Here is a 24,897-nt window from a genome sequence, read left to right as displayed (position 1 = left end):
GAATAGGGTTTTAAAGTTTAAATTCCGCAGTACGAAATTATAAATTTGAACTCTGAAACTTAGATTCTGCGGGAGTTTGCAGTTGTTTGTACAAAAGAGGCGTTGTATTTTTAAATCTCTTAAATGTAGAAAAAAATGTAGACTTGGAATTGAATCCAACCTCGTATCCTATCTCTTCAATCTTTAAACAGGAACCGTTTTCAATTTTTTCACAGGCTTCATCAATTCTGTATTCATTGATGTATGTGGAAAAACTTTTACCCAAATTATCATTCAGCAACTGAGAAAGCTGATGGGTAGACATATTCATTCTGGAAGCCAGATCACTTAATTTCAGATTTGGATTCTTATACAGTTCTTCTGACTTCATCAATCGCTCCAGCTTTGAAACAAAACTGTCCGCCCGTTCTCCAGAGATTTTCTTATTAGAATATTTATTAGGCTCTTTCGTGGTAACCTGCTGATATTTTTTGTTGAAGAAAATCAGAAAATTAGCATACAATACAAATGAGAATACCAAGCTTCCCCCTGCACAGTAGATCGCCACCCAACCTGTAGAGATCAGCTGATATGTCAAAAAGATAATTACATTACTGAGGAGCACAGGAAGAACAAATTTATTGGCAATTTTAATATTCTGCTTTGAAAATATATAATACTGGTATACGGCAAGAAATACGAATACCGACCAGACTGTATAAATAAAAGTTCCAAAATAATGATCCCAGGTAACCGGAAAAAATAAATAAAGCAGCCCAACAGCTCCTAAAATAAGGGTTAATATTCCAAACATCCGTCGGCAGCTTCTCCAATCAAAGTCTTCCTGCTGAAAGGAAGATTTAATGTAATAAAATAAAGCCGGACCTGTAAAAAATAATGCTGAGAACCCCAAATGTGGAATAATCCTCGGTATTTCCGGATAGAAATACATGCCTACTGACACCCCCACTCTTAGACTTAACATCAGCAGCACAAGCCCCAGGAAAAAATCGGGTACATATTTCAGTTTTTTGACAAACAACAGATAAATTCCCAGCAAAAGCCCATTGAAAGCTCCTACTGCACTGAAAAAAAATAACAACTGTTGTCCTAAGGTCATGATTTACTAATTTTTATTTTTTAACAGAAATACGTTACGAAGGCCCCCATAGAAACAAATTTTCAGTTTGTTTTACGTCATAAAGTTTATTCATTTGGCTTGAGTCAAAACCTGTATTCTGCAAAAGTAAATTTAATAAATTATTGAATTGAAATTCAAATAGATAAATATTTTTTAGATTTTGGCTAAAGCCCATGGAATTTTTGTTTATTTCCAAACGGGCTAAAGTCCTTTCCTATTGAATAATAAGCGTTGTGGATAAAACATTATTTGGATCCTTGGGCTGGCAAAGATATACTGTAAACAACGACTAAGGGTCATAATGAGAATAGTTGTATTCATTACTGATCACTCATTACCCACTCCTTTACTCCTAGCCCCGATAGTAACGGTTACCCCGCAACACAAGCTGGAAAGCCGAAGGATTTTCGGGATGGCAGGGTATTGGCGTGAGGAGTATGAGTGGATAGCGGGAAATAGCTTCTGATCCTGAAAAACAAAAAATCCCAAAGCGTACTTTGGGATTTTGTTATGATAAAATGAAAGATTATCTGCTTGCAATATCGATGTAGTTTCTTTCCTGAGCTCCTTGGTAAACCTGTCTTGGTCTTCCGATTGGATCTCCTTTCAGTCTCATCTCTTTCCATTGAGAAATCCATCCCGGAAGTCTTCCTAATGCAAACATTACTGTAAACATTTCTGTAGGAATTCCTAATGCTCTGTAGATAATACCTGAGTAGAAGTCTACGTTTGGATATAATTTTCTTTCAATGAAGTACTCGTCCTCAAGGGCTACTCTTTCTAACTGCATAGCAATGTCAAGAGCTTTGTCCTGGATACCAAGTGCAGTAAGGATATCGTCAGCTGCTTTTTTAATGATTTTCGCTCTTGGGTCGAAGTTTTTGTAAACTCTGTGTCCGAAGCCCATTAGACGGAAGTTATCATTTTTATCTTTAGCTTTAGCCACATATTTAGATACGTCACCACCATCTTTCTCGATCAGCTCAAGCATTTCGATTACTGCCTGGTTAGCACCCCCGTGAAGAGGTCCCCAAAGTGCAGATACTCCAGCAGAGATAGAAGCGAAAAGACCAGTATGTGCAGAACCTACCATTCTTACTGTAGAAGTAGAACAGTTTTGTTCGTGGTCAGCGTGAAGGATTAATAATTTATCTAATGCATTAACTACTACCGGATCGATTTCGAAATCAGCGTTTGGTAATCTGAATGCCATTTTGTAGAAGTTCTCTACATAGCTTAGGTTGTTATCACCGTGGTTTAATGGTAAACCTTGAGTTTTTCTGTAAGTCCACGCACAAAGGTGAGAGAATTTAGCAATCATCAACTCAGCAGCGTGATCCATTTCTTCTTTAGAGTTTACGTTAACAGCTTTAGGGTTAAAAGCAGTCAATGCAGACGTCATAGAAGAAAGAACTCCCATAGGGTGAGCAGAACGAGGAAAAACATCAATGATCTTTTTCATCTCATCTGCGATGAAGTTATATTTTTTAATATTGTTGTCGAAAGAAGTAAATTGATCCTGAGTAGGTAATTCTCCATGTAATAAAAGGTACATTACTTCTGTGAAGTTAGATTTCTCAGCAATCTGCTCGATTGGATAACCTCTGTAGAATAATTCTCCTTTATCTCCGTCTAAGTAAGTGATGTCGCTAATAGTAGCTCCTGTATTTTTGTAACCTAAATCCAGAGTGATTAAACCTGTCTGGTCTCTTAATTTTGAAATATCAATCCCTCTGTCTCCGATAGTACTATCCACGATAGGATATTCATATGAATTACCGTCGTAATTCAATATTACTTTGTTGTCTGACATTATTTATTTATTTTTTTTAAATATACCACTTTCCATAAAATACGGCAAACAAAAATTATCGCTTGCCGTCATTTATAAATTCAATTATCTTTTAATTTTAAAAGCCTCTAATCCTGGGAAAATTGCTGTTTCGCCTAAAGCCTCTTCGATTCTCAACAGTTGGTTATATTTTGCCATTCTGTCTGATCTTGAAGCAGACCCGGTTTTGATCTGTCCACAGTTCATAGCTACAGCTAAATCAGCGATAGTAGCATCTTCTGTTTCTCCTGATCTGTGAGACATTACTGAAGTGAATTTGTTATTCTGAGCCATTTGTACTGCAGCCATTGTTTCAGAAAGAGATCCAATCTGGTTTACTTTTACAAGAATTGAGTTGGCAATTCCTTCTTTTACTCCTCTTGATAATCTTTCTACATTTGTTACGAATAAATCGTCACCTACCAATTGTACTCTGTCGCCAATTTTATCCGTTAACATTTTCCATCCTTCCCAGTCATTTTCCTGCATACCATCTTCGATAGAAATAATAGGATATTTAGCGGCCAATTCTGCTAAGTAAGAAACCTGCTCACTGCTTGAGAACTGAGCAGCATCCGGAGTTTGGAATTTTCTGTAATCGTATACTCCATCTTTGTAAAATTCTGAAGCAGCACAGTCTAATGCTAACATTACATCATCACCTGGCTTATATCCAGCTTTTTCAATAGCCTGAAGTAAAGTATCCAAAGCATCTTCAGTTCCTTTGAAAGTAGGTGCAAAACCACCTTCATCACCTACTGCTGTAGATAAACCTCTTGAATGAAGGATAGATTTAAGGTTATGGAAAATCTCAGTTCCTTTTCTCAATGCATGAGAGAAAGAATCTGCTTTTACCGGCATTACCATAAATTCCTGGAACGCAATAGGAGCATCTGAGTGAGATCCACCATTGATTACGTTCATCATAGGAACAGGAAGTGTGTTTGCATTGACTCCTCCTACATATTTATATAAAGGCATTCCCAATTCTGCAGCAGCAGCTTTTGCTACGGCTAAGGAAACTCCCAAAATAGCGTTAGCTCCCAGGTTTCCTTTGTTTGGAGTTCCATCAAGATCAATCATGATCTGATCGATATAGTTTTGTTCAAAAACCGGCTGTCCAACTAAATTTTCGGCAATTACTTCTTTTACATTTTCAACAGCTTTCAGAACTCCTTTTCCTAGATACTCTGAACCGCCGTCACGTAGCTCTACTGCTTCATGTTCTCCTGTAGATGCTCCCGAAGGTACAGCTGCACGTCCCATTGCTCCGCTTTCTGTAAACACATCCACTTCAATGGTAGGATTACCTCTGGAATCTAAAATTTGTCTTGCTTCTATGTAAGAAATTGCACTCATTTTTTATTTTTTTTAGTTTATACAAATTTAATCAAAATTTAACTTTTTGGGGGTATTAAGTGTCATCTTTTAGAATAATTTCAGAGTTAAATTTTAGTTAATTTTAATATTATGATAAGTAAGAATTCAAAAATGAAACATCCATCTCTTCATTTTGTTGTCTATATCATTTAATACAGGAAAAAAACCTTCTTTGATTTGTTTCAAAAAAGGTTTTATCATACTTAAACCTGCTCTATTTAGGATAAACTTAAAAGGTATTAATGGCTATCAGTCAGACAAATTCGCGGCTATGGAAAAAAAGCCAAAAAGATTACCGTTATCCGGATCATATTTCACGGTTATTGGCAGCCAGATTGTTTTGAAGAGGTTTATTCTTAAAGTAGAATTGAGACTGAAAATACTCTTTGGAAAATTGGAGGTTTTTCCAAACTGATGTTCCAGCTGGGTAAAGAATTTAAACTCCATCTTGGGCTCATTATCTTTATTCTCAAGCAAGACTTTATTCACTCCAAAATTGATCAAACCTACCTGATTATCATAATTTGTAGCAGGCTTCAATGTATCTTTAGAAACTTTAAATGAGGCATTAGCTTCTATTTCCCAAGGTTTTCTTTGGAGTTTATTAGAAATTCCTACTGTCATTTTTGTTGCCACGTTATAAATTCCCTGTTTATTTTCTCTGTCATACTCCATGGCCGGGGAAATGGTCCAGAGCATTCTTCTTGAATAAGTTTCAGCAACTTCTTTATACAGCATTTTAAGAGGGTCTTTTCCTTCCCGGTAGCTTTTTACAATTCTCTTATAATCTTCATCATCTGTTCCTCTAAAAACGTCACGATCAAAATTGATTTGATTAATATCATTCGTAAGCATCATAAAATCACCTTCTTTTTTGGCATCGTCCCATTTTTTGTTTAGAAATTCCAGTTCTTTAGTATTGATATAGTCTTTTAGTGCTTCAAGTTCCCCACCTATAGCTGTCTGCACTTCATTTATTTCCTTATCCTCTAAACCCTCCAGTACTTTGTCAAATCCTATTTGTTTCAAATGACTTTCATCAGGACTTAAATTCACCTTTGAAAATAAAGCCCGTAATCGTTTGTTGATTTTTATCTGGGCAAAGTATGTATCCTCATATTTTGAGCTCTTATTTAATGATTGCAATATTGAATTGATCTGTGTTTTTGCCGAATCAATTTTCTGATTGCTGATCTCTTCTTTTTTTATTCGTAAAGCATGCAGTGATTTTTTAATATCAGCCTGTATAAACACATTCTTTTCAAGGGCTGCAAAATCTTTGGAATCCAGCTCTTTTGTTTTTAGGTCTTTATTATTAACAATCGCGGTTGTAAATCCAAAATAAATACTTGATATAGAATTTTGTTCATTCGCTTTTAGCTTAAAATCAAATGAAGTCTGCTTGATAAAATCACTTGGGTTACCTTTTGAAAGATGGAATAAGGAATCAATGGCATATAGTGTTGTATTAAGACTGAATGATTTTTCTTTGCTTGTAATATTATTCAATGCCGTTCTAAGAAATGTTGTCAGGATTTCTTTGGTATTGTCTGTCTTATAAAGGTTGGTCGCTTTATTGATCTCAGCTTTATTTACTGGCAATTTCATACTTTCATCCTGTTGTGCTTTTATATAGCAACTGAGACATAAAAACACAAATACTATAATGTTACCTATTGTTTTCATTTCTTTGTTTTTATGATATATCCTGGTGAAAAATCTGTATTTGAGAATGCAGCCTGAACAGGTTTTGTAATTTCGCCTGTGATGCTTACCTCAAATGTTCCAAACGTAAATCCTGTAACATCTACAATATATGAGGTCCCTGGTTCCAGGTCATCAAGTTCAAAAATGAAACTTTTGTAGAATACTTTTCGTACATCATACGGTTTATTGGTGGCGTTAGAACTGAATACATCAATTATTGCCATGTTGTTTTCACTTGTACATGTTCCTTGAATGGTTAACTTTTTCATGATCTTAGTTTTTAAATTATTGTTTATTGGGTGAAGGGGCTAAAAGTCCGGCTAGCGCGCCTATTGCCCCTGATGAAATGGCTGTAAAAATGGTAATCAACTGGGTATCGAAACGGAGATTATTCATTGTAATAAGGATGAGTCCTGTTATGATACCCAGAACAGCTAATCCAAGCATAATCACTATAATTCTGTAGATCCAGTAATCTGTGTCTTTTGGATTTCTTATTTCCACATTTTTTAATGCTTCTACAGGATTGAGTTTAAATTTCTCCTGGAGATCAGTATTGTTTTTTAAAGCAATCTCCAGATCTCCAATACTGTCATTAATTAAAGTTTTCATGGCTATTTGTTTTATAGATCAAATTTCCACCTAAAAAACACGCCTGTCAATTACACAAACGGGTGATTATAAAAACAAAACAGCACCATTAAAAATGATGCTGTTCAAAAAAAACTAATAATTATTTACAGTGTTATCTTAAAGAGTAAGCAAGTTCCCGAATCTCCGGAGGACTGTTCAAACTCACCGCCTTGTTCATTCATCCTTCTTCTCATATTCCGAAAGCCATTCCCTTCCCGCTGCCCTTCGGAGATTCCAATCCCGTTATCTGATATTTTCATAGTAAAGACATTTTTTTCCTGGGAAAATGAAAGTTTCAGTTCATCTGCGCGGCTATGCTTATACCCATTATTAACCGCTTCTTTCAAACATAAAAAAAGATTTCGTCTCAGTTCTGTAGAGATGGGAATTTCTGATACAATATCTATGCTTTCTGACCATAGTTTTATTTGGGTCTTTTTCAGAAAATGATCAGCATATTGGATTGCATAGTCTATAAAGCTACCCAACGTATCATTTTCTGAATTCAGGCTCCAAAGCATTTCCCGCATGGAGATATTCATTTCTTCAGATGTTTTCAGCAATTCATTGATATCATCCTGCACATCATCTTTTTCTACTTTCTGTTTTAGGAATTCTGCCTGAAGCTTAAGGGCTGAAATTCCTGCTCCAAGATCATCATGCATATCATGGGAAATACGTTCCCGTTCCTGCTCTATTGATTTTTGTTTTTCAAGTTCTTTTTGGAGAAGTTGGTTTTGATGCTCGACCTCTTTGAGTTGTTTCTCCTTGAGGTATAAAAGCTGTTTTCTGTTATACATTAACACAACAAAAATAATGAAGCCTACAAAGAACATCATAATGAAAACAGCAAGGATATAAGTTGCTTTAATTTCTGCGGGAAGTTCTTTCATTTTGTGTGAGTATTAATCCTATTAAAAATAAAAGATATACCATGATATTAACAATCGAAAAAGCTGTTATCAAAAAACTTAAAAGTTGGGAATCATTTTCCTGCAAAAAATACATAGGTATTGCCCTGAAAATAAAAAATACAGACCAGATCAGTAGGCCAGAACTTATCCAAAATAGGAAATGCTTCGTAATACTTTTTTCATCAACATTCTTAAGCTTATACATAAGCCAGGCTATTGAAAGAAAAATAAACAGAACTGGAAGGCTTATAATTGAAATAAAATTTAATTTCCCTACATCCGATATCTGGAATGTGTAAACATTAAAAAGAATAAGTATACTACAAAAACAAGCCGTTGTAATTTTGAAAATATTATTGGGAATACTTTTATAATAAATTGTTCCAAAATAGGAGACCGAAAGGAGAATGTATCCCCAAAACAATATATTCCTGTTGCATATTACCAGAAAAGGTAAGTTAACAGGAATGATGTCTACCATCATTATAAGAAGCAGATACAGGAAAAAATAAAATTGCTGTTTTGATTTATGCTTACCTATCCACAGATAAACTGAATATAGGAAACAGATCAAAACAACAATTTCATAAATTTTATTTAAGGACATTGCTGAGGACAAAGAGAGTTCATATCATAATCATTTAATCCCTGAATTGGCTTTCCTGCCATGTCTTCCGCATCAGTAAGAGTAGTTAGCTGGCCAATATCATTTCTATATTTCGTTATATAATAGGCCTTATTCTTTACTATTTCAATATTACCTGGATCTACTACTTCAGCCAATTTAAATTTCAATTGTTTAAATTTTACAGAAATATATCTATCATGAGCTTCAATACCTCCTTGCTGCTTTGCAAAGTCTATAGCATCAATTTTTAAATACTCTGTATTATTTTTTGTGACACAGAATTGATTAATATAAGGTTTGATATTCTTTTTATAATCCTCATGCATTACTTGAAAATCTTCAGGACTAACTTCAACTGCACCTGAGCTTAGAGACATCATTCCATAGTACTTATCTCCTATCAATTCATTATTACCATTAAAATAACCTAGCAGAATATAAAGTTTTCCATCATAATTTTGTAGAGCGGTATATTTTGTTCCAAACTTACCCTGATTGAACTGGATGAAATAAAAACGAATTACTGATATTTTGTTGTTCCCTTGAAGGAAATGATTTATTTCCTCCCATTCTTTTTTACCTAAAATAAATTCATCACTCTTTAACAAATTCATTTTCACAAGCTCATTGTATGTTTTACTTTTGAATTCACTCTGCATACGATTTGCAACATCCCTTGGTACTGGATCATATTGGGGTTTATTTTTGGTTAATTGCTGTAACTCTTCTAGAAATTTTTTATTTCCGTCACAGCTTATCAGTAGTAAAAAGAATAGTGCACTGAAAAAAAATTTAATAGTTTTCATGGTTTCTTAGTTTTTAGTTTGGTTGAGTTTATTGATGGCCTCCACTTTATTATTGACGTGAAGTTTTCTGTAGATATTTCCAACATGTTTTTTTACCGTATCCATGCTGATGAATTTTTTATCGGCAATTTCTTTGTACAGAAGCCCCTGTGAGAGGAGTTCCAGGATTTCTTTTTCGCGCTCGGTAAGCTCATCAAAGCCTTTAACCTCGGGAGCTTCTTTTTCAAAATGATGCAGAACTTTTCGGGCGATAGAGAAACTCATGGGAGCGCCTCCGTTGTGTACGTCCCGGATAGAGGAAAGAATTTTATCCATACTTTCCCCCTTTACAAGATATCCCATAGCACCTGCTTTTAAGGAATTGAAGATTTTTTCATCCTCTTCAAAGCTTGTACACATAATAAACTGGGTATTGGGCATGTCTTTCCGCAATTTGAGTATGATTTCAATTCCCAACATATCCTGTAACTGAATATCCATCATCACAACATCCGGAGAAATACTGGCGAGATTATTCAGGGCATCATTGCCATCAAAGAACTGAGCAATTACTTTCATGTCCTGTTGATAATTGATTACCTTCTTCAACGCATTGTTGTAGTTCTTCTCGTCTTCTACTATGGCTATAGAAATACTCATGTCCTTTTTGTTTGAAACAAATTTCAATAGAAAACAAAGCCGAATCAATTACCCCTTTGGGTAATTTTAAAATCAGAGTTTACATTTATGGTTCAGTCTTTAGTTTTATTAAATTTAACTAATTTTTCGCTTCAAAAAATATATTATTTGAAATTATTTTGAAATAAATAAACTTAATATTGAATTAATAATAATTCCACAGTGAAACATCAGAAGTTATTTCACAAGCTCTTCCAGAATCGGATGGTCAATACTGCTGATTGAAGTGTTATTTTCAAATATCTGTTCAAATATCTGAATCTTATTGCTTCCTTTCTTCAGCCACGCTCCGGGAATATATAAGGTTTGTTGAGGACCCACCTTACTCCAATAGCGTCCTATATTTTTTCCGTTGATAAAAACGATTCCTTTCCCCAGCTTCCGCATATCAAGAAAAGTATCTCCTGTTTCATTAAGAATAAATTCAGCTTCCTGAACCACGGGAGAATGGGACGCTATATTTTTCATTTTATCGGAAAGCTTGGGAAATGTATCAAAAGGTAAGGGAAGCATTTCCCAATTTCCGGAAACTTCAATACCGTTTATTTTTACCGGGCTGATAATTCCTTTTACATTGTGAACAATATCAGCTCCGTAATTAATCCGGCCCATATTTTCTACCAAAATCTCCAGGCGGTTTCCGGCTTTGATTTCAATATCGAGATCATATTTTTTATTAACTCTGTTAAGTTCTCCTTTCCAAATACCATTTACATAGACATTGGCATAATCTCTCAATCCTTTTATCTCCAATATACCTTTCTGATCTTTGTCGAATTTTCTTCTATACAAAACGTACCCATGTCCGGTATTTAAATCTTCAAAAGTGAGCGGCTGATTATTAACAACAGGTTTCTGCTGATCCGTGGTATCAAACAGACTGTTAATCTTTGAAAACTTAATTTCAGGAATGCTAATTACTTTAATGGGATTGGGTACTTGCGGAAGAGGATCTGGATTGATTTTTTGAAATGCTTTCCTTAAAGCAATATATTTCGGGGTAGCCCAACCCGCCTCATTGATAGGGGCATCGTAATCATAACTTGTAAGATCGGGCTGAATATCGTGGTCTTTATCATAATTGGCTCCGCTTGTAAAACCGAAGTTTGTCCCGCCATGGATCATATAATAATTAAAGGAGATTCCATTTTTTATGTACAGCTCGGTCTGTTTCAGGACCTCTTCCGTGGAAACTTTTACAAATGGTTCAGCCCAATGATCCAACCATCCCGGATAATATTCCGCAACCATATACGGTCCTTTTCCGTTATTGTATTCATTAATGCTTTTCTTTAAAACATCAATATCACTTTCCCCATTTGCAGTGGGCAAAGCTCCTTCAACAGATCCTCCTTTGAAAAGTGAGCTTCCGTCTGAAGTAAATAAAGGGGTGGAAATTCCAGCCTTCAAAAGCATATCTTTTATTTTATGGCTGTATTTGCGGTGCTGTTCCAAGGGAATATCTTTTCTTTGGGCAACATATGATCCAAATTCATTTTCTGCCTGAACCATAATCACAGGACCACCGTTATTAATCTGTAATGGAACAATTTGTTTAGCTAGCTGGTTGATGTATTTTTCACATTCCTCTAAAAAAGCTTTATTATCAGTCCTTATTTCGAGCTCCTTGTTCTTTTGCAGCCACCAGGGATATCCGCCAAACTCCCATTCCGCACAAACATAGGGGCCGGGACGAATAATAACATATAAGCCTACTTCTTTGGCTGTTTTAATGAATTTCTGTAAATCCTTCTCGCCGGAAAAATTCCATTTGCCGGGGGCTTCTTCATGGTAATTCCAAAAGACATAGGTAGTAACAGTATTCAACCCCATGGCTTTCATCATTTGAAGACGATGCTTCCAATAAGATGATGGAACTCTTGGATAATGCATTTCTCCTGAATAAATGATGAATGGCTTTCCATTCAATAAAAACTGACCCTCTTTAATTTCGAAATTTCCTTTCTGAGAAAATGCTAAATTTGTAGAGAGAATGAACAGAATAATACATATATATTTATTGAAATTCTTCATAGTATAGGGCATGATTTTTGTAAAATTAAATTACAAAAAAATCAATTTGAATATCAAAAAAATAATCATGAAAAAAAGCATTTTGGTACTGGGTGCAGTACTTACATTAACAGCAATAAGCTGCAAGAAAAGTGAAAGCGGAAACAAAAGCGTTATCAAAGCAGACAGTTCGGAAACCTTAGTGACTGATACTAACGGAAAGGTTGATTCTGTAACACAAAGTTCATCAACCATAGAGGTCAATGGTCAAAAAACTGAAAAAACCGATTTTGTTTATAAAGCAACAGACGGAACATTGGTAAAAGTAGTTTTCAAAAATGATCCGAAGGAAAATACAGTAGCTATTACCAGCAATAAGAAAACATTCACGTTACCTAAAACGGAAACCAAAGATGGTGAAACCATTTATAAAAAAGATGATATGACAGCCAGGGTAAAAGGAGACAGCCTCCACCTTGAGCAAGGCAATAATATTATTGAACTGAAAAGAACAAAGATTTAAGTTGGAATCCGGTTTCGGATTTGGGGCTATCAACTATTCCAATAGACTACCAATAAAAAAACCATCCGGAGTCCGGATGGTTTTCAATTTATATCTGAATGAATATTATTCCTCAGTTTTTTCTTCAGTAGTATCAGCTTTTGCTTCTTCTACTTTTTCTTCTACTACTGGAGCATCAGCAACTACTGCTTCAACTTTTTTAGATGTAGTAGCTCTTCTGCTTCTTCTTGTAGCTTTTTTCTCTTCAGCATTAGGGTTGTAAAGCTCGTTGAAATCTACCAATTCGATAAGAGCCATATCAGCAGCATCACCTGGTCTGAAACCTGTCTTAATGATTCTTGTATAACCACCGTTTCTTTCAGCGATTTTAGGAGCTACAGTTCTGAATAATTCAGCAACCGCAAATTTATTTTGAAGGTAAGAGAATACTACTCTTCTGTTATGTGTAGTATCTTCTTTTGCTTTTGTTAATAGAGGCTCAACATATACTCTTAAAGCCTTAGCTTTAGCTACAGTAGTGTTGATTCTTTTATGCTCAATTAGAGAACAAGCCATATTAGAAAGTAAAGCACTTCTGTGAGAAGCTGTTCTTCCTAAGTGATTGAATTTTTTACCGTGTCTCATTATTAATTATTTATCAGCGTCTAACTTATATTTTGCAACGTCGAAACCGAAGTTAAGACCTTTTGAATGCACTAATTCTTCTAGTTCTGTCAAAGATTTTTTACCAAAATTTCTGAATTTCATCAAATCAGACTTACTGTAAGAAACAAGTTCTCCAAGAGTTTCTACTTCAGCTGCTTTCAGACAGTTAAGGGCTCTTACAGAAAGATCCATATCTGCTAATTTAGACTTAAGAAGTTGTCTTGTATGAAGAGTCTCTTCATCGTATTGGATAGATGCTTTTACAGCTTCAGTTTCAAGAGTGATTCTCTCATCAGAGAATAACATGAAGTGATAAATTAATATCTTAGAAGCTTCTGTTAAAGCATTTTGAGGACTGATGGAACCATCAGTTTCTATATCTAATACAAGTTTTTCGTAGTCTGTTTTTTGCTCTACACGATAATTTTCAATGCTGTATTGTACTTTCTTGATTGGCGTGAAAATAGAGTCAATAGCAATAGTACCAATAGGTGCATTGTTTGACTTATTTTGTTCTGAAGGAACATACCCTCTACCTTTTTCAATATTGAAAGTAATTTCGAAAGTTACATCACTGTTTAGGTTGCAGATCATTAAATCTGGGTTTAGAACCTCAAATCCGTTGATAGACTTTCCTAAATCACCAGCAGTAATAACCGTTTGACCTGAAACTTTAGCAACAACCTGCTCGTTAGCCTGGCCTTCTGCTGTAGCTTTTAATCTCACCTGCTTAAGGTTAAGAATAATTTCGGTAACATCTTCGATTACTCCTGGAATAGTTGAAAATTCGTGCTCTACACCTTCTATTTTGATAGATGAAATAGCGTATCCTTCCAGAGAAGAAAGTAACACTCTTCTCAAAGCATTACCTATTGTAAGCCCGAAACCTGGTTCTAAAGGTCTGAATTCAAATTGACCTTTAAATTCATCAGAGTTAAGTAAAATTACTTTATCGGGTTTTATGAATTGTAAAATTGCCATATTATTGGGTTGAGCAAAAATTTGATTAAAAAATTATTTAGAGTAAAGTTCGACGATAAGGTTCTCCTTGATGTCTTCCGGAATTTGGATTCTTTCAGGAGCAGAAATGAAGGTACCTTCTTTCTTCTCATCGTTGAATTGTAACCACTCATAATTTGCTTTAGAAGCTAATGCATTTGTTACCACATCAAGAGATTTAGATTTCTCTCTTACAGCGATTACATCACCAGCTTTTACCAAATACGAAGGGATGTTAAGAATTTCTCCATTCACAGTAATGTGTCTGTGAGAAACTAGTTGTCTAGCACCAGATCTAGTTTTAGCAAAACCTAATCTGTATACTACGTTATCCAATCTTGATTCACAAAGTTGTAAAAGAACTTCACCTGTTACTCCTTTGCTTCTGTGTGCTTTTTCAAATAGGTTAGCAAACTGTCTTTCTAAAATACCGTAAGTATATTTAGCTTTTTGTTTTTCAGCTAACTGAACTGCATATTCTGATTTTTTAGCACCTCTTCTTTTGTTAGGACCGTGTTGTCCTGGCGGTTGGTTTTTTCTCTTTTCGAAGTTCTTATCATCTCCGTAGATTGCAGCTCCAAACTTTCTAGCAATCTTAGTTTTAGGTCCAATATATCTTGCCATAATGGGTAAATTCTAAAAATTAAACTCTTCTTCTTTTAGGTGGTCTACATCCATTGTGTGGCATTGGCGTCACATCAACGATTTCGCTAACTTCAATTCCTGAATTGTGAATCGTTCTGATAGCAGATTCTCTACCTGCACCAGGACCTTTCACATACACCTTTACTCTTCTTAATCCAGCTTCGTGAGCAACATTAGAGCAATTTTCAGCTGCCATTTGAGCAGCAAAAGGAGTGTTCTTTTTAGAACCTCTGAATCCCATTTTACCGGCAGACGCCCAAGAGATAACCTCTCCACTTTTATTTGTTAAAGAAATGATGATGTTATTGAAAGAAGCTTGAATATGTGCTTCACCAATAGCTTCAACTTTTACTTTTCTTTTTTTAACTACTTTACTTTGTTTTGCCATAATTCCTAACGATTATTTACTTGCCTTTTTCTTGTTAGCAACTGTTTTTCTCTTTCCTTTACGGGTTCTAGAGTTGTTTTTCGTTCTCTGGCCTCTTAAAGGTAATCCTAGTCTGTGACGTATTCCTCGTTGGCATCCTATGTCCATCAATCTCTTGATGTTCAATTGCACTTCAGATCTTAATTCTCCTTCTACTTTTACGTTGTCAGAGATATATGTTCTGATTGCAGCCAATTCATCGTCATTCCATTCGTTGACTTTCTTGTCTTCGCTGATACCGGCAGCTTTAAGGATTTCAGAAGAAGTACTTCTTCCTACTCCATAGATGTAAGTTAAACCGATAACACCTCTTTTGTTTTTTGGTAAATCAATACCTGCAATTCTCGCCATAATTTAATGTTAGCCTTGTCTTTGTTTAAATTTTGGGTTCTTCTTGTTGATTACAAATAGGACACCTTTTCTGCGTACAATTTTGCAATCAGCGCTTCTTTTTTTAATTGATGCTCTTACTTTCATTTTGATAGTATTTATTTTTTAACAAATGCCAAATGGAATGTTTATTCCATTTGGCTATTTTGTTTAATATCTAAATGTAATTCTCCCTTTCGTTAAATCATAGGGAGACATTTCTAGTTTTACCTTATCACCAGGTAAAAGTTTAATATAGTGCATTCGCATTTTACCGGAAATATGAGCAATAAGTATATGCCCATTTTCAAGTTCTACACGGAACTGAGCGTTCGAAAGTGCTTCCGTTATAACGCCGTCTTGTTCAATATGTTTTTGTTTTGCCATAAATTAATATCCAGTCGTTCTAGACAGTTTAGACTGCATTAAACCATCATAGTGATGGTTCAGCAGATATGTATTAATCTGTTGAACAGTATCTAAAATTACTCCCACCATAATCAATAATGACGTTCCCCCGAAAAATAGGGCAAACGCATCCGTCTGAACAAAGCTTCCATGCACAATTGCTGGAAGGACTGCAAAGATAGATAAAAAAATTGCACCTGGCAAGGTAATTTTTGATAAAATATCATCTAAATAATCAGCTGTCTCTTTACCGGGTCTTACTTTCGGTACTAAACCTCCATTTCTCTTCAAATCATCGGCCATCTGGTTCACCGGAATTGTAATTGCAGTATAGAAAAACGAGAAGATAATAATTAATAGCGCAAACAATACATTGTACTGCCAGCTAAAAACATTCTTGAAACCTGCAAGAAAAGTGTTAGACTCATCGAATTTTGTTAATAGTCCTGGTACGAACATCAATGCCTGAGCAAAGATAATCGGCATTACACCAGCAGCATTTACTTTCAATGGAATCCATTGTCTTGCTCCCTGCATAAGATTTCTGTTTACACCTCCTCTTGCTTGAGCTCTGCTTACATACTGAATTGGTATTTTTCTAACAGCTACGGATAGTATTACTGCTAAAAGAACCACCACCATCCAGAATAATACTTCAATAAGGATCATAATAGATCCCATTCCTCCTTTTCCGTTCTGCACGGCCATCTCCTGAACGAATGCTTCAGGTAATCTTGAAAGGATCCCCACCATAATAAGGATAGAGATACCGTTTCCGATACCTTTGTCGGTGATTTTCTCACCCAACCACATTGCGAATACTGAACCACCTACCAAGATTACAATACTTGGTAACCAGAACATAATAGAATTTGGCTCTACATAATATGCAGATTGGAATTGAGCATACGGTAAGAATAATTGAGTAATAGAAGTTAAGTAAGAAGGTGCCTGTACCAGACAAACTCCGATTGTTAACCATCTTGTAATTTGGTTCAATGTATTTCTACCTGACTCTCCATCTTTCTGAAGCTTCTGAAGATAAGGAATAGCCATTCCCATCAACTGAACAATAATAGAAGCAGAAATATAAGGCATGATTCCTAACGCCATTACGGAAGCGTGGCTGAAAGCTCCCCCCGTAAACGACGAAAGCAAGCCAAGGAGACCTGCTCCTTGCTTGTTACCGCCTTGATTTTTATAATGCTCTAAGAGATCTCCCACCTCTGCAAGGTTAATTGCAGGAAGTGAAATATAAGATGCGAATCTATACACAAGGATAATACCTAACGTAAAGAGAATTTTATCTCTTAATTCCTTTAGGCTCCAAATATTTTTAAGTGTTTGTATAAATTCTTTCATTAGTAAGTATTATAAGGTAATTGCTTTTCCACCTGCCTTAGCAATAAGCTCTTCAGCAGATTTAGTGAACTTGTCAGCAGAGATTGAAACCGCAGATTTCAATTCTCCTCTACCCATAATTTTCACTAATTCGTTTTTAGAAACTACTCCATTTGCTACTAAAACTTCTTTCGTGATATCTCCAGTGATGGATTTGTTCTCGATTAAAGTCTGGATAGTATCAAGGTTAACTCCTCTAAACTCTTTTCTGTTTACGTTTTTGAATCCGAATTTAGGTAATCTTCTTTGTAAAGGCATCTGACCTCCTTCAAAACCGATTTTCTGAGAATAACCAGCTCTTGCTTTCTGTCCTTTATGTCCTTTTGTAGCAGTACCTCCTTTTCCACTACCTTGACCTCTACCAATTCTTTTTGAATTGAAAGTAGATCCTGCAGCAGGTTTTATGTTATTTAAATTCATTTTAATTTCTTTTTTAAAAATTATTTTTGAACTTCAAGTAAATGACTAACTGCAGCTATCATTCCTAAGATAGAAGGAGTAGCTTCATGTTCTACAACTTGGTGAAGTTTCTTTAATCCTAATGCTTCAAGCGTTCTCTTTTGGGTTTTTGTTCTACCAATAGCGCTTCTTACTTGCTTTACTTTAATTGTTGCCATTGTTCTAATATTAACCGTTAAACACTTTACTTAGAGAAACTCCTCTCATTCTAGCGATCTCCTCAGGTCTTCTGATATCTAATAACGCTTTAAAAGTAGCTTTCACTACGTTGTGAGGGTTAGAAGATCCTTTAGATTTTGAAAGGATATCGTGAATACCAGCAGATTCCAATACCGCTCTTACCGCACCACCGGCGATAAGTCCTGTACCGTGAGAAGCAGGTCTTAAGAAGATATCTGCACCACCGTATCTAGCAGTAGTTTGGTGAGGAATAGTGTGGTTCATTACAGGAACTTTAACAAGGTTTTTCTTAGCATCTTCCACTGCCTTAGCAATTGCAGAAGCAACCTCTTTAGATTTTCCTAAACCAAAACCGATAACACCTTCTTCGTTTCCTACTACAACAATAGCAGAAAATCCGAAAGCTCTACCCCCTTTAGTTACTTTTGTTACTCTGTTAACAGCTACGAGACGATCTTTTAATTCTAATCCTCCCGGTTTTACTCTTTCTATATTATCTAGTCCTAACATATTTTCCGAAATTTAATGATTAGAATTTAAGTCCACCTTCTCTCGCACCATCAGCTAGAGCTTTCACTCTTCCATGGTATACGAAACCGTTTCTGTCAAATACAATACTTTCGATTCCTGCAGCAACCGCTTTAGCAGCGATAGCTTTACCTACAGCAGCAGAAATTTCAGTCTTAGTACCTTTAGCGTCTACACCTTTCTCTCTAGAAGAAGCTGATGCTAAAGTTTTACCATTTTTATCGTCGATTAACTGAGCGTAAATTTCCTTATTACTTTTATATACAGATAATCTTGGCAATTCAGAAGAACCAGAGATTTTCCCTCTTACTCTTCTTTTGATTCTTATTCTTTTTTCTAATTTACTTAATGCCATAATACTTATAATTTATTAAGCAGATTTACCAGCTTTACGTCTAACAATTTCTCCTACGAATCTTACACCTTTTCCTTTGTATGGCTCAGGCTTTCTGAAAGAACGGATCTTTGCAGTCACCATTCCTAGAAGTTGCTTGTCGTGAGACGCTAAAGTAATAATTGGGTTTTTACCTTTTTCAGTCAATGTATCAACTTTTACTTCACTTGGAAGTTCTAATACGATACCGTGAGAGAATCCTAAAGCTAACTCAAGTTTTTGACCTGTGTGAGAAGCTCTATATCCTACCCCTACTAGTTCTAGTTTCTTTTCGAAACCTTCTGATACCCCAACGATCATGTTGGCGATCAACGCTCTGTATAAACCGTGAAGCGCTTTGTGTTGCTTAGAATCAGATGGTCTGTTTACATTAAGTTCACCATCTTTTTGTTCTAAAGTAATTCCTGCTGTAAGCTCTTGAGAAAGTTCTCCTTTCGCTCCTTTTACAGTTACTACACCGTTATTTTCAGTGATTGTAACTCCAGCTGGAATTGTTATAATTGCTTTACCAATTCTTGACATTTTCCTCTGATTAAAAATTAATAAACATAGCAGATTACTTCACCGCCTACTTTCTCTTCTCTAGCTTTCTTGTCAGTCATTACTCCTTTAGAAGTAGAGATGATAGAAATACCCAAACCGTTTAGTACTCTTGGAAGTTCAGTAGAACCTTTGTACTGTCTCAAACCTGGTCTAGAAGCTCTTTGAATAGACTTGATAGCAGGTTTGTTAGTTTGCTTATCGTACTTTAAAGCGATTTTGATCACTCCTTGAACAGCGTTATCTTCAAACTTGTAGTTTAAGATATACCCTTGATCAAATAGGATCTTAGTAATCTCCTTTTTGATTTTCGATGCAGGAATTTCCACCACTTTGTGGCCTGCGCTTTGTGCGTTCCTTACTCTTGTTAGGAAATCTGAAATTGGATCTGTTACCATTTTTCTTTTATAAATTATTGGTTAAAGACAATCAGTATTGAAAAGACTTGAAGAGGAAAATATCAGACTTCAGAAAACTTCGGTCTGATATTTATATTCTTTAGTATCTAGACAACTTAATTGTCCCGATTTTAATTAGTAATTATTACCAACTAGCTTTTCTTACACCTGGGATAAGACCGTTGTTTGCCATTTCTCTGAAAGTTACTCTGGAAATACCAAACGTTCTCATGTATCCTCTTGGTCTACCTGTTAGTTTACATCTGTTGTGTAATCTTACAGGAGAAGCATTTTTAGGTAATTTTTGAAGTCCTTCGTAATCACCTGCTTCTTTTAAAGCTTTTCTTTTGTCAGCGTATTTAGCAACAAGTGCTTCTCTTTTGCGCTCACGCGCTTTCATTGATTCTTTAGCCATTTCTTAGTTCTTTTTAAATGGTAAACCGAAGTGAGTTAATAATGCTTTAGCTTCTTTATCTGTCTTCGCAGTAGTAACGAAAGTGATGTCCATCCCTTGGATTTTTTTCACTTTGTCAATTACGATTTCAGGGAAGATAATTTGCTCAGTAATACCTAAGTTGTAGTTACCTCTACCATCGAAACCATCTGCCTTGATACCAGAGAAATCTCTAATACGTGGTAAAGCAGAAGAAGTAAGTCTGTCTAAGAACTCATACATTCTGTGAGCTCTCAAAGTTACTCTAGCACCTACAGGCATTCCTTTTCTTAGTTTGAATGCAGCTTCGTCTTTCTTAGAGATCGTACCTACTGCTTTCTGACCTGTGATGTTTGTAAGTTCTTCTACAGCATAATCAATGATTTTCTTATCTGCAGTAGCATCTCCTAAACCTTGTGATACAACGATTTTCTCTAATCTAGGTACTTGCATGATTGACTTGTACCCAAATTCTTCCATCATTGCAGGAACAATTTGCTCTTTGTATGCTTTTTTGGGTCTTGCTATAAATTCCATGTGTTAATTCAAATTATAAAGTTTCCCCCGTTTTTTTGTTAATTCTTACTTTCTTATCTCCTTCGATTTTGTAACCGATTTTGATAGCTTTTCCGTCTTTACCAACTAAAGCTACGTTAGAGATATGAATAGAAGCTTCCTTCTCAGTAATTCCTCCTTGAGGATTAGAAGCTGAAGGCTTAACGTGTTTTTTAACGATATTAAGTCCTGCAACGATTACTCTAGGGTCTCTTCCTTCTTTCTTGATCACTTCAATAACTTCACCAGTTTTACCTTTGATATCTTTCTTACCAGTAGTAATGATTACGTTATCTCCTCTTTTTATTTTTAACTTTGACATTTTCTTTTAAAAATTTTAAAAATTAAAGTACTTCAGGAGCTAATGAAATGATTTTCATATATTCTTTGTCTCTCAACTCACGAGCAACTGGTCCGAAAACACGTGTTCCTCTCATTTCTCCTGCTGCGTTTAGTAATACACAAGCATTGTCGTCGAATTTGATGTATGAACCATCTTTTCTTCTTACTGCTTTTTTAGTTCTTACTACTACAGCTTTAGATACCTGACCTTTCTTAGCGTTTCCTGATGGTGTAGAATCCTTGATAGTAACAACGATTTTATCACCAACTGAAGCATATCTTCTTCTGGTTCCTCCCAGAACTCTGATAACCAATACTTCTTTAGCACCTGTGTTATCAGCAACTTTTAATCTTGATTCTGTTTGTAACATTATTACTTAGCTTTTTCAATGATTCTTACTAATCTCCATCTCTTGCTCTTGCTCAAAGGTCTAGTTTCCTGGATCAGAACTGTATCACCTTCTGTGCATTCGTTGTTCTCGTCGTGTGCAGTATATTTTTTCGTTTTCAAAACGAATTTACCGTACATCGGGTGCTTTACTCTTGTAGTTTCACTAACAACAATAGTTTTTTCCATTTTATTACTGGAAACCACTCCGATTCTTTCTTTTCTTAAATTTCTATCCATTGTAAAATGAAATTATTGTTTGTTAGTTAACTCAGTGTTTAGTCTTGCGATTGTTCTTCTCAAATCTTTGATTTGAATCGGGTTTTCAATTGGGCTGATTGCATGAGCCAATTTCAATTTAGAATATTGAGCTTTTGCTTCAGTTAATTGAGCTTGAATATCACCCGCGCTTAAATTTTTAATATCAGCATTTTTCATTGTATTCAAAGATTATAGAGGTTTAACAAAATCGTTAGCAACGATGAATTTAGTAACTACTGGTAATTTCTGTGCCGCAAGTCTAAGAGCTTCTTTCGCAACTTCGTAAGGAACACCTCCTACTTCGAACATGATTTTACCTGGTTTTACTACAGCCACCCAATATTCAACAGCACCCTTACCTTTACCCATCCTTACTTCGGCTGGTTTCTTAGTAATTGGCTTATCTGGGAAGATTTTGATCCATAGCTGACCTTCTCTCTTCATATATCTAGTTGCAGCAATACGTGCAGCTTCAATTTGTCTAGCTGTGATCCAAGCTCCTTCCGTAGCTTTAATCCCGAAAGTTCCGTAAGCAAGTTGATTACCTCTTTGAGCAATCCCCTTCATCTTCATTTTATGAACTCTACGGAATTTGGTTCTTTTTGGTTGTAACATAATTTCTAAATTTTAGATTTTAGATTTTAGATTTTAGATTTTTTTTATTTTAAAAAAGTAACGGTAATTTAAAATTCAAAATGTCTAATCTAAAATTTTTAATTATTATTGTTATTATTGTTATTATTTTTTCTAGGTCTTCTGTTGTCTCTGTCTCCTCCTCTGTTTCTATCTCCTGACTGACCACCTTTCTTCTGTTGTCCTACTAACGGGGAAAGTTCTCTTTTACCATAAACTTCACCTTTCATAATCCAAACTTTTACACCTAGTCTACCATAAGTAGTGTGAGCTTCAGCCCAGTGATAATCGATATCAGCTCTGAAAGTAGACAATGGAATTCTTCCGTCTTTGAAAGATTCGCTTCTTGCCATTTCAGCACCGTTCAATCTTCCAGAGATTTGAACTTTGATACCTTCAGCACCCATTCTCATAGTACTAGCCATTGCCATTTTAACAGCTCTTCTGTAAGAGATTCTGTTTTCAATTTGCTTAGAAATACTATCAGCAACTAAAACTGCATCTAGTTCAGGTCTTTTGATTTCAAAGATGTTGATTTGAATATCCTTACCTGTAAGTTTCTTCAATTCTTCTTTTAATTTATCAACTTCCTGACCTCCTTTACCGATGATAAGTCCCGGTCTAGCAGTAGTAATTGTAACTGTAACTAATTTTAATGTTCTTTCAATATAAATTTTTGAAATACCACCTTTAGATAATCTAGCTTCAAGGTATCTTCTGATTTTGTAGTCTTCAGCGATTCTGTCTCCATAATCGTTTCCACCAAACCAGTTAGAATCCCATCCTCTGATGATACCTAATCTATTACCAATTGGATTTGTCTTCTGTCCCATACCTTGATTAATTTTCTTTATTACCTAAGATTAATGTAACGTGGTTAGATCTTTTTCTGATTCTGTACCCTCTTCCTTGTGGAGCTGGTCTTAGTCTCTTCAATTGTCTTGCACTATCCACGAAGATTTCTTTAACGATAAGGTTTGCTTCTTCAATATCAGCACCTTCGTTTTTAGTCTGCCAGTTTGCCATAGCAGAAAGAAGTAATTTCTCTAATTTGTTAGAGGCTTCTTTTTTAGAATATTTTAGGATATAAAGAGCTTTATCTACCTGCTCTCCTCTAATGATATCAGCAACTAATCTCATTTTTCTTGGAGATGATGGGCAGTCATTTAATGAAGCTTTTACAACGTCTTTGTTAGCTTCTTTTCTTGCGATTGCGCTATCTTGTTTTCTTGATCCCATGATTATCTGCTTCCTTTGTTTTTGTTACCACCATGACCTCTGAAAGATCTTGTTGGAGAAAATTCGCCTAACTTGTGACCTACCATGTTTTCTGTAACATATACAGGGATAAAAGATTTCCCATTGTGTACAGCGATAGTTTGTCCTACGAAGTCCGGAGAGATCATCGATGCTCTAGACCAAGTTTTGATAACTGTCTTCTTACCAGACTCTATATTTGCCTGAACCTTCTTATCTAAAGTATGATGAATGAACGGTCCTTTCTTAAGTGATCTTGCCATAATTATTTTCTTTTAGATACGATGTAACGGTTAGACACTTTGTTTTTCTTTCTAGTTTTGTAACCTTTAGCCGGCATACCGTTTCTAGATCTTGGGTGACCTCCAGAAGAACGTCCTTCACCACCTCCCATTGGGTGATCTACAGGGTTCATTACTACCGGTCTTGTTCTTGGTCTTCTACCTAACCATCTGCTTCTACCAGCTTTACCTGATACAGTTAATTGGTGATCAGAGTTGGAAACTGAACCAATCATTGCCATACATTCAGTAAGGATCATTCTAGATTCTCCTGAAGGCAATTTAATGATAGCGTATTTTCCGTCTCTTGAAGTTAATTGAGCTGAAGAACCAGCACTTCTTGCTAAAATAGCACCTTGACCAGGCTTCATTTCAACACAAGAAATTACAGTACCCAATGGAATATTTTTCAATTTCATTGCGTTACCTACGTTTGGTTCAACGCTTTCTCCTGACACTACTTTCTGATCTACTTTGATACCGTTTGGAGCGATGATATATCTCTTCTCTCCGTCAGCATACTCTAATAAAGCGATAAATGCAGTTCTGTTTGGATCGTATTCTACAGATTTTACAGTTGCTTCAACGTTTGCTTTGTTTCTTTTGAAGTCAATAATTCTGTATTTCTTTTTGTGTCCACCTCCGGTGTAACGCATGGTCATTTTACCTGTTTGGTTACGTCCACCTGACTTTTTAATACCAACTGTTAGAGACTTCTCTGGTTTGTTGGTAGTAATTTCCTCAAAATTGTTTACAACTCTGAATCTCTGTCCCGGGGTGATAGGTTTTAATTTTCTAACAGACATTACTATTATTTATAATTAATAATTAATTTACAGCAAAAATATCGATAACCTCACCTTCAACAAGCTTGATTACCGCTTTTTTCAATTTGTTTGTCTTTCCTACTTGAAGACCTTTTTTAGTGTATTTCGAAGAAACCTTCGGAGCATAAATCATTGTGTTAACGTCTGCTACTTTTACACCGTAAGCCGCTTCTACAGCTTTTTTAATCTGGATTTTATTCGCCTTAGGATTAACTAAGAAAGAATAAGAACCTCTTAAATCCGTAAGGTAATTAGCCTTTTCTGAGATAACTGGTTTAATAATAATAGACATGA

General features: G+C 35.5%; 38 protein-coding genes. 2 read left to right on the top strand and 36 right to left on the bottom strand.

The genetic code is table 11. The features are described 5' to 3' along the window. Positions 1-37: 37 nt before the first annotated feature. The 7 genes from B8967_RS14770 to B8967_RS14740 all read right to left on the bottom strand — a co-directional run bounded on the left by B8967_RS14770 (position 38) and on the right by B8967_RS14740 (position 7,564). Positions 38-1,099 (bottom strand): helix-turn-helix domain-containing protein, encoded by a 1,062-nt coding sequence (locus tag B8967_RS14770; RefSeq protein WP_084086584.1) that lies wholly within the window; start codon positions 1,097-1,099, stop codon positions 38-40. A gap of 547 nt (positions 1,100-1,646) precedes the next feature. Beyond that, on the bottom strand, positions 1,647-2,933 hold the full coding sequence (locus B8967_RS14765) for a citrate synthase (protein ID WP_047491490.1): 1,287 nt from the start codon (positions 2,931-2,933) through the stop codon (positions 1,647-1,649). Between the two features lie 84 nt (positions 2,934-3,017). Beyond that, positions 3,018-4,310, bottom strand: coding sequence for a phosphopyruvate hydratase (eno, locus tag B8967_RS14760; protein ID WP_047491487.1), 1,293 nt, complete (start codon positions 4,308-4,310; stop codon positions 3,018-3,020). Between the two features lie 270 nt (positions 4,311-4,580). Then, positions 4,581-5,939: a hypothetical protein gene (locus B8967_RS14755; protein ID WP_143330524.1), complete on the bottom strand. Its 1,359-nt coding sequence runs from the start codon at positions 5,937-5,939 to the stop codon at positions 4,581-4,583. Positions 5,940-6,013: 74 nt separating this feature from the next. Further along, the gene (locus tag B8967_RS14750) at positions 6,014-6,307 is read right to left on the bottom strand and encodes a hypothetical protein (RefSeq protein ID WP_084086582.1); all 294 of its coding nucleotides are present in this window, start codon (positions 6,305-6,307) and stop codon (positions 6,014-6,016) included. A gap of 16 nt (positions 6,308-6,323) precedes the next feature. Continuing rightward, complete coding sequence (locus B8967_RS14745; protein ID WP_047491476.1) at positions 6,324-6,650, bottom strand: hypothetical protein; 327 nt, start codon at positions 6,648-6,650, stop codon at positions 6,324-6,326. A gap of 125 nt (positions 6,651-6,775) precedes the next feature. Then, positions 6,776-7,564, bottom strand: a complete 789-nt coding sequence (locus B8967_RS14740) for a sensor histidine kinase (RefSeq protein WP_084086581.1) — start codon at positions 7,562-7,564, stop codon at positions 6,776-6,778. A gap of 41 nt (positions 7,565-7,605) precedes the next feature. On the opposite strand from B8967_RS14740, the gene B8967_RS22320 reads away from it, so the two are divergent. Beyond that, positions 7,606-7,884: a hypothetical protein gene (locus B8967_RS22320; RefSeq protein WP_143330523.1), complete on the top strand. Its 279-nt coding sequence runs from the start codon at positions 7,606-7,608 to the stop codon at positions 7,882-7,884. Positions 7,885-8,182: 298 nt separating this feature from the next. Here B8967_RS22320 and B8967_RS14730 read toward each other — a convergent pair whose 3' ends face one another. The 3 genes from B8967_RS14730 to B8967_RS14720 form a co-directional block, all read right to left on the bottom strand. After that, positions 8,183-9,019, bottom strand: coding sequence for a hypothetical protein (locus B8967_RS14730; protein WP_084086579.1), 837 nt, complete (start codon positions 9,017-9,019; stop codon positions 8,183-8,185). A gap of 6 nt (positions 9,020-9,025) precedes the next feature. Beyond that, positions 9,026-9,658, bottom strand: coding sequence for a response regulator (locus B8967_RS14725; RefSeq protein WP_047491464.1), 633 nt, complete (start codon positions 9,656-9,658; stop codon positions 9,026-9,028). 216 nt (positions 9,659-9,874) lie between these two features. After that, the gene (locus B8967_RS14720; RefSeq protein ID WP_084086627.1) at positions 9,875-11,731 is read right to left on the bottom strand and encodes a glycoside hydrolase family 35 protein; all 1,857 of its coding nucleotides are present in this window, start codon (positions 11,729-11,731) and stop codon (positions 9,875-9,877) included. A 67-nt stretch (positions 11,732-11,798) separates the two neighbouring features. Here B8967_RS14720 and B8967_RS14715 point away from each other — a divergent pair, with 67 nt between their 5' ends. Beyond that, the gene (locus B8967_RS14715; RefSeq protein ID WP_084086626.1) at positions 11,799-12,233 is read left to right on the top strand and encodes a hypothetical protein; all 435 of its coding nucleotides are present in this window, start codon (positions 11,799-11,801) and stop codon (positions 12,231-12,233) included. 105 nt (positions 12,234-12,338) lie between these two features. Here B8967_RS14715 and rplQ read toward each other — a convergent pair whose 3' ends face one another. The 26 genes from rplQ to rplW form a co-directional block, all read right to left on the bottom strand. Continuing rightward, positions 12,339-12,857: a 50S ribosomal protein L17 gene (gene rplQ, locus B8967_RS14710; protein WP_047491461.1), complete on the bottom strand. Its 519-nt coding sequence runs from the start codon at positions 12,855-12,857 to the stop codon at positions 12,339-12,341. A 6-nt stretch (positions 12,858-12,863) separates the two neighbouring features. Next, positions 12,864-13,859: a DNA-directed RNA polymerase subunit alpha gene (locus B8967_RS14705; protein ID WP_047491458.1), complete on the bottom strand. Its 996-nt coding sequence runs from the start codon at positions 13,857-13,859 to the stop codon at positions 12,864-12,866. A gap of 33 nt (positions 13,860-13,892) precedes the next feature. Then, the gene (gene rpsD, locus B8967_RS14700) at positions 13,893-14,501 is read right to left on the bottom strand and encodes a 30S ribosomal protein S4 (protein WP_047491456.1); all 609 of its coding nucleotides are present in this window, start codon (positions 14,499-14,501) and stop codon (positions 13,893-13,895) included. A 19-nt stretch (positions 14,502-14,520) separates the two neighbouring features. Then, the gene (rpsK, locus tag B8967_RS14695) at positions 14,521-14,910 is read right to left on the bottom strand and encodes a 30S ribosomal protein S11 (protein ID WP_047491454.1); all 390 of its coding nucleotides are present in this window, start codon (positions 14,908-14,910) and stop codon (positions 14,521-14,523) included. A 12-nt stretch (positions 14,911-14,922) separates the two neighbouring features. Beyond that, positions 14,923-15,300, bottom strand: a complete 378-nt coding sequence (gene rpsM, locus B8967_RS14690; protein WP_047491452.1) for a 30S ribosomal protein S13 — start codon at positions 15,298-15,300, stop codon at positions 14,923-14,925. A 9-nt stretch (positions 15,301-15,309) separates the two neighbouring features. Next, complete coding sequence (gene rpmJ / locus B8967_RS14685; RefSeq protein WP_007839480.1) at positions 15,310-15,426, bottom strand: 50S ribosomal protein L36; 117 nt, start codon at positions 15,424-15,426, stop codon at positions 15,310-15,312. A gap of 63 nt (positions 15,427-15,489) precedes the next feature. Then, a complete protein-coding gene (infA, locus tag B8967_RS14680; protein WP_034684855.1) occupies positions 15,490-15,705 on the bottom strand; it encodes a translation initiation factor IF-1 in 216 nt (71 codons plus the stop codon). 3 nt (positions 15,706-15,708) lie between these two features. After that, on the bottom strand, positions 15,709-17,088 hold the full coding sequence (gene secY / locus B8967_RS14675; RefSeq protein ID WP_047491450.1) for a preprotein translocase subunit SecY: 1,380 nt from the start codon (positions 17,086-17,088) through the stop codon (positions 15,709-15,711). A gap of 9 nt (positions 17,089-17,097) precedes the next feature. Beyond that, positions 17,098-17,547 carry a 50S ribosomal protein L15 gene (gene rplO, locus B8967_RS14670; RefSeq protein ID WP_047491447.1) on the bottom strand — a complete coding sequence of 150 codons (450 nt, stop codon included), beginning with the start codon at positions 17,545-17,547 and terminating at the stop codon, positions 17,098-17,100. 20 nt (positions 17,548-17,567) lie between these two features. Next, positions 17,568-17,744: a 50S ribosomal protein L30 gene (gene rpmD / locus B8967_RS14665; RefSeq protein WP_029297759.1), complete on the bottom strand. Its 177-nt coding sequence runs from the start codon at positions 17,742-17,744 to the stop codon at positions 17,568-17,570. Positions 17,745-17,754: 10 nt separating this feature from the next. Beyond that, on the bottom strand, positions 17,755-18,276 hold the full coding sequence (gene rpsE, locus B8967_RS14660; protein WP_042721505.1) for a 30S ribosomal protein S5: 522 nt from the start codon (positions 18,274-18,276) through the stop codon (positions 17,755-17,757). Between the two features lie 19 nt (positions 18,277-18,295). Further along, positions 18,296-18,649, bottom strand: a complete 354-nt coding sequence (gene rplR / locus B8967_RS14655) for a 50S ribosomal protein L18 (RefSeq protein WP_047491441.1) — start codon at positions 18,647-18,649, stop codon at positions 18,296-18,298. 15 nt (positions 18,650-18,664) lie between these two features. After that, on the bottom strand, positions 18,665-19,210 hold the full coding sequence (rplF, locus tag B8967_RS14650) for a 50S ribosomal protein L6 (RefSeq protein ID WP_047491438.1): 546 nt from the start codon (positions 19,208-19,210) through the stop codon (positions 18,665-18,667). 17 nt (positions 19,211-19,227) lie between these two features. Further along, positions 19,228-19,626, bottom strand: a complete 399-nt coding sequence (rpsH, locus tag B8967_RS14645) for a 30S ribosomal protein S8 (RefSeq protein ID WP_034694686.1) — start codon at positions 19,624-19,626, stop codon at positions 19,228-19,230. A 145-nt stretch (positions 19,627-19,771) separates the two neighbouring features. Continuing rightward, the gene (rpsN, locus tag B8967_RS14640) at positions 19,772-20,041 is read right to left on the bottom strand and encodes a 30S ribosomal protein S14 (RefSeq protein ID WP_047376574.1); all 270 of its coding nucleotides are present in this window, start codon (positions 20,039-20,041) and stop codon (positions 19,772-19,774) included. 3 nt (positions 20,042-20,044) lie between these two features. Continuing rightward, positions 20,045-20,596 carry a 50S ribosomal protein L5 gene (rplE, locus tag B8967_RS14635; protein WP_047491435.1) on the bottom strand — a complete coding sequence of 184 codons (552 nt, stop codon included), beginning with the start codon at positions 20,594-20,596 and terminating at the stop codon, positions 20,045-20,047. Positions 20,597-20,609: 13 nt separating this feature from the next. After that, positions 20,610-20,936, bottom strand: coding sequence for a 50S ribosomal protein L24 (gene rplX / locus B8967_RS14630; RefSeq protein ID WP_047427597.1), 327 nt, complete (start codon positions 20,934-20,936; stop codon positions 20,610-20,612). A gap of 22 nt (positions 20,937-20,958) precedes the next feature. Continuing rightward, entirely contained in the window at positions 20,959-21,327 is a 369-nt protein-coding gene (rplN, locus tag B8967_RS14625; protein ID WP_002983226.1) for a 50S ribosomal protein L14, read from the bottom strand. Positions 21,328-21,329: 2 nt separating this feature from the next. Beyond that, positions 21,330-21,584 (bottom strand): 30S ribosomal protein S17, encoded by a 255-nt coding sequence (gene rpsQ / locus B8967_RS14620; protein ID WP_027371715.1) that lies wholly within the window; start codon positions 21,582-21,584, stop codon positions 21,330-21,332. A gap of 12 nt (positions 21,585-21,596) precedes the next feature. Continuing rightward, the gene (gene rpmC, locus B8967_RS14615) at positions 21,597-21,782 is read right to left on the bottom strand and encodes a 50S ribosomal protein L29 (RefSeq protein WP_027371716.1); all 186 of its coding nucleotides are present in this window, start codon (positions 21,780-21,782) and stop codon (positions 21,597-21,599) included. 12 nt (positions 21,783-21,794) lie between these two features. Next, positions 21,795-22,220, bottom strand: coding sequence for a 50S ribosomal protein L16 (rplP, locus tag B8967_RS14610; protein ID WP_047491432.1), 426 nt, complete (start codon positions 22,218-22,220; stop codon positions 21,795-21,797). Positions 22,221-22,318: 98 nt separating this feature from the next. Continuing rightward, positions 22,319-23,071, bottom strand: a complete 753-nt coding sequence (gene rpsC, locus B8967_RS14605) for a 30S ribosomal protein S3 (RefSeq protein WP_047491426.1) — start codon at positions 23,069-23,071, stop codon at positions 22,319-22,321. A 7-nt stretch (positions 23,072-23,078) separates the two neighbouring features. Further along, complete coding sequence (rplV, locus tag B8967_RS14600; RefSeq protein ID WP_047491422.1) at positions 23,079-23,477, bottom strand: 50S ribosomal protein L22; 399 nt, start codon at positions 23,475-23,477, stop codon at positions 23,079-23,081. 2 nt (positions 23,478-23,479) lie between these two features. Further along, positions 23,480-23,758 (bottom strand): 30S ribosomal protein S19, encoded by a 279-nt coding sequence (gene rpsS, locus B8967_RS14595; protein ID WP_002983209.1) that lies wholly within the window; start codon positions 23,756-23,758, stop codon positions 23,480-23,482. A gap of 2 nt (positions 23,759-23,760) precedes the next feature. Beyond that, on the bottom strand, positions 23,761-24,582 hold the full coding sequence (gene rplB / locus B8967_RS14590; RefSeq protein WP_047491418.1) for a 50S ribosomal protein L2: 822 nt from the start codon (positions 24,580-24,582) through the stop codon (positions 23,761-23,763). Positions 24,583-24,604: 22 nt separating this feature from the next. Further along, complete coding sequence (gene rplW / locus B8967_RS14585) at positions 24,605-24,895, bottom strand: 50S ribosomal protein L23 (RefSeq protein ID WP_047491415.1); 291 nt, start codon at positions 24,893-24,895, stop codon at positions 24,605-24,607. Between the last annotated feature and the right edge of the window lie 2 nt (positions 24,896-24,897).

Origin of the sequence: Chryseobacterium sp. YR221, from assembly GCF_900176315.1 — a bacterium.
In the GTDB taxonomy this organism is placed as follows: Bacteria; Bacteroidota; Bacteroidia; order Flavobacteriales; family Weeksellaceae; genus Chryseobacterium; species Chryseobacterium rhizosphaerae.
This window is presented reverse-complemented; position numbering and strand designations above follow the sequence as displayed.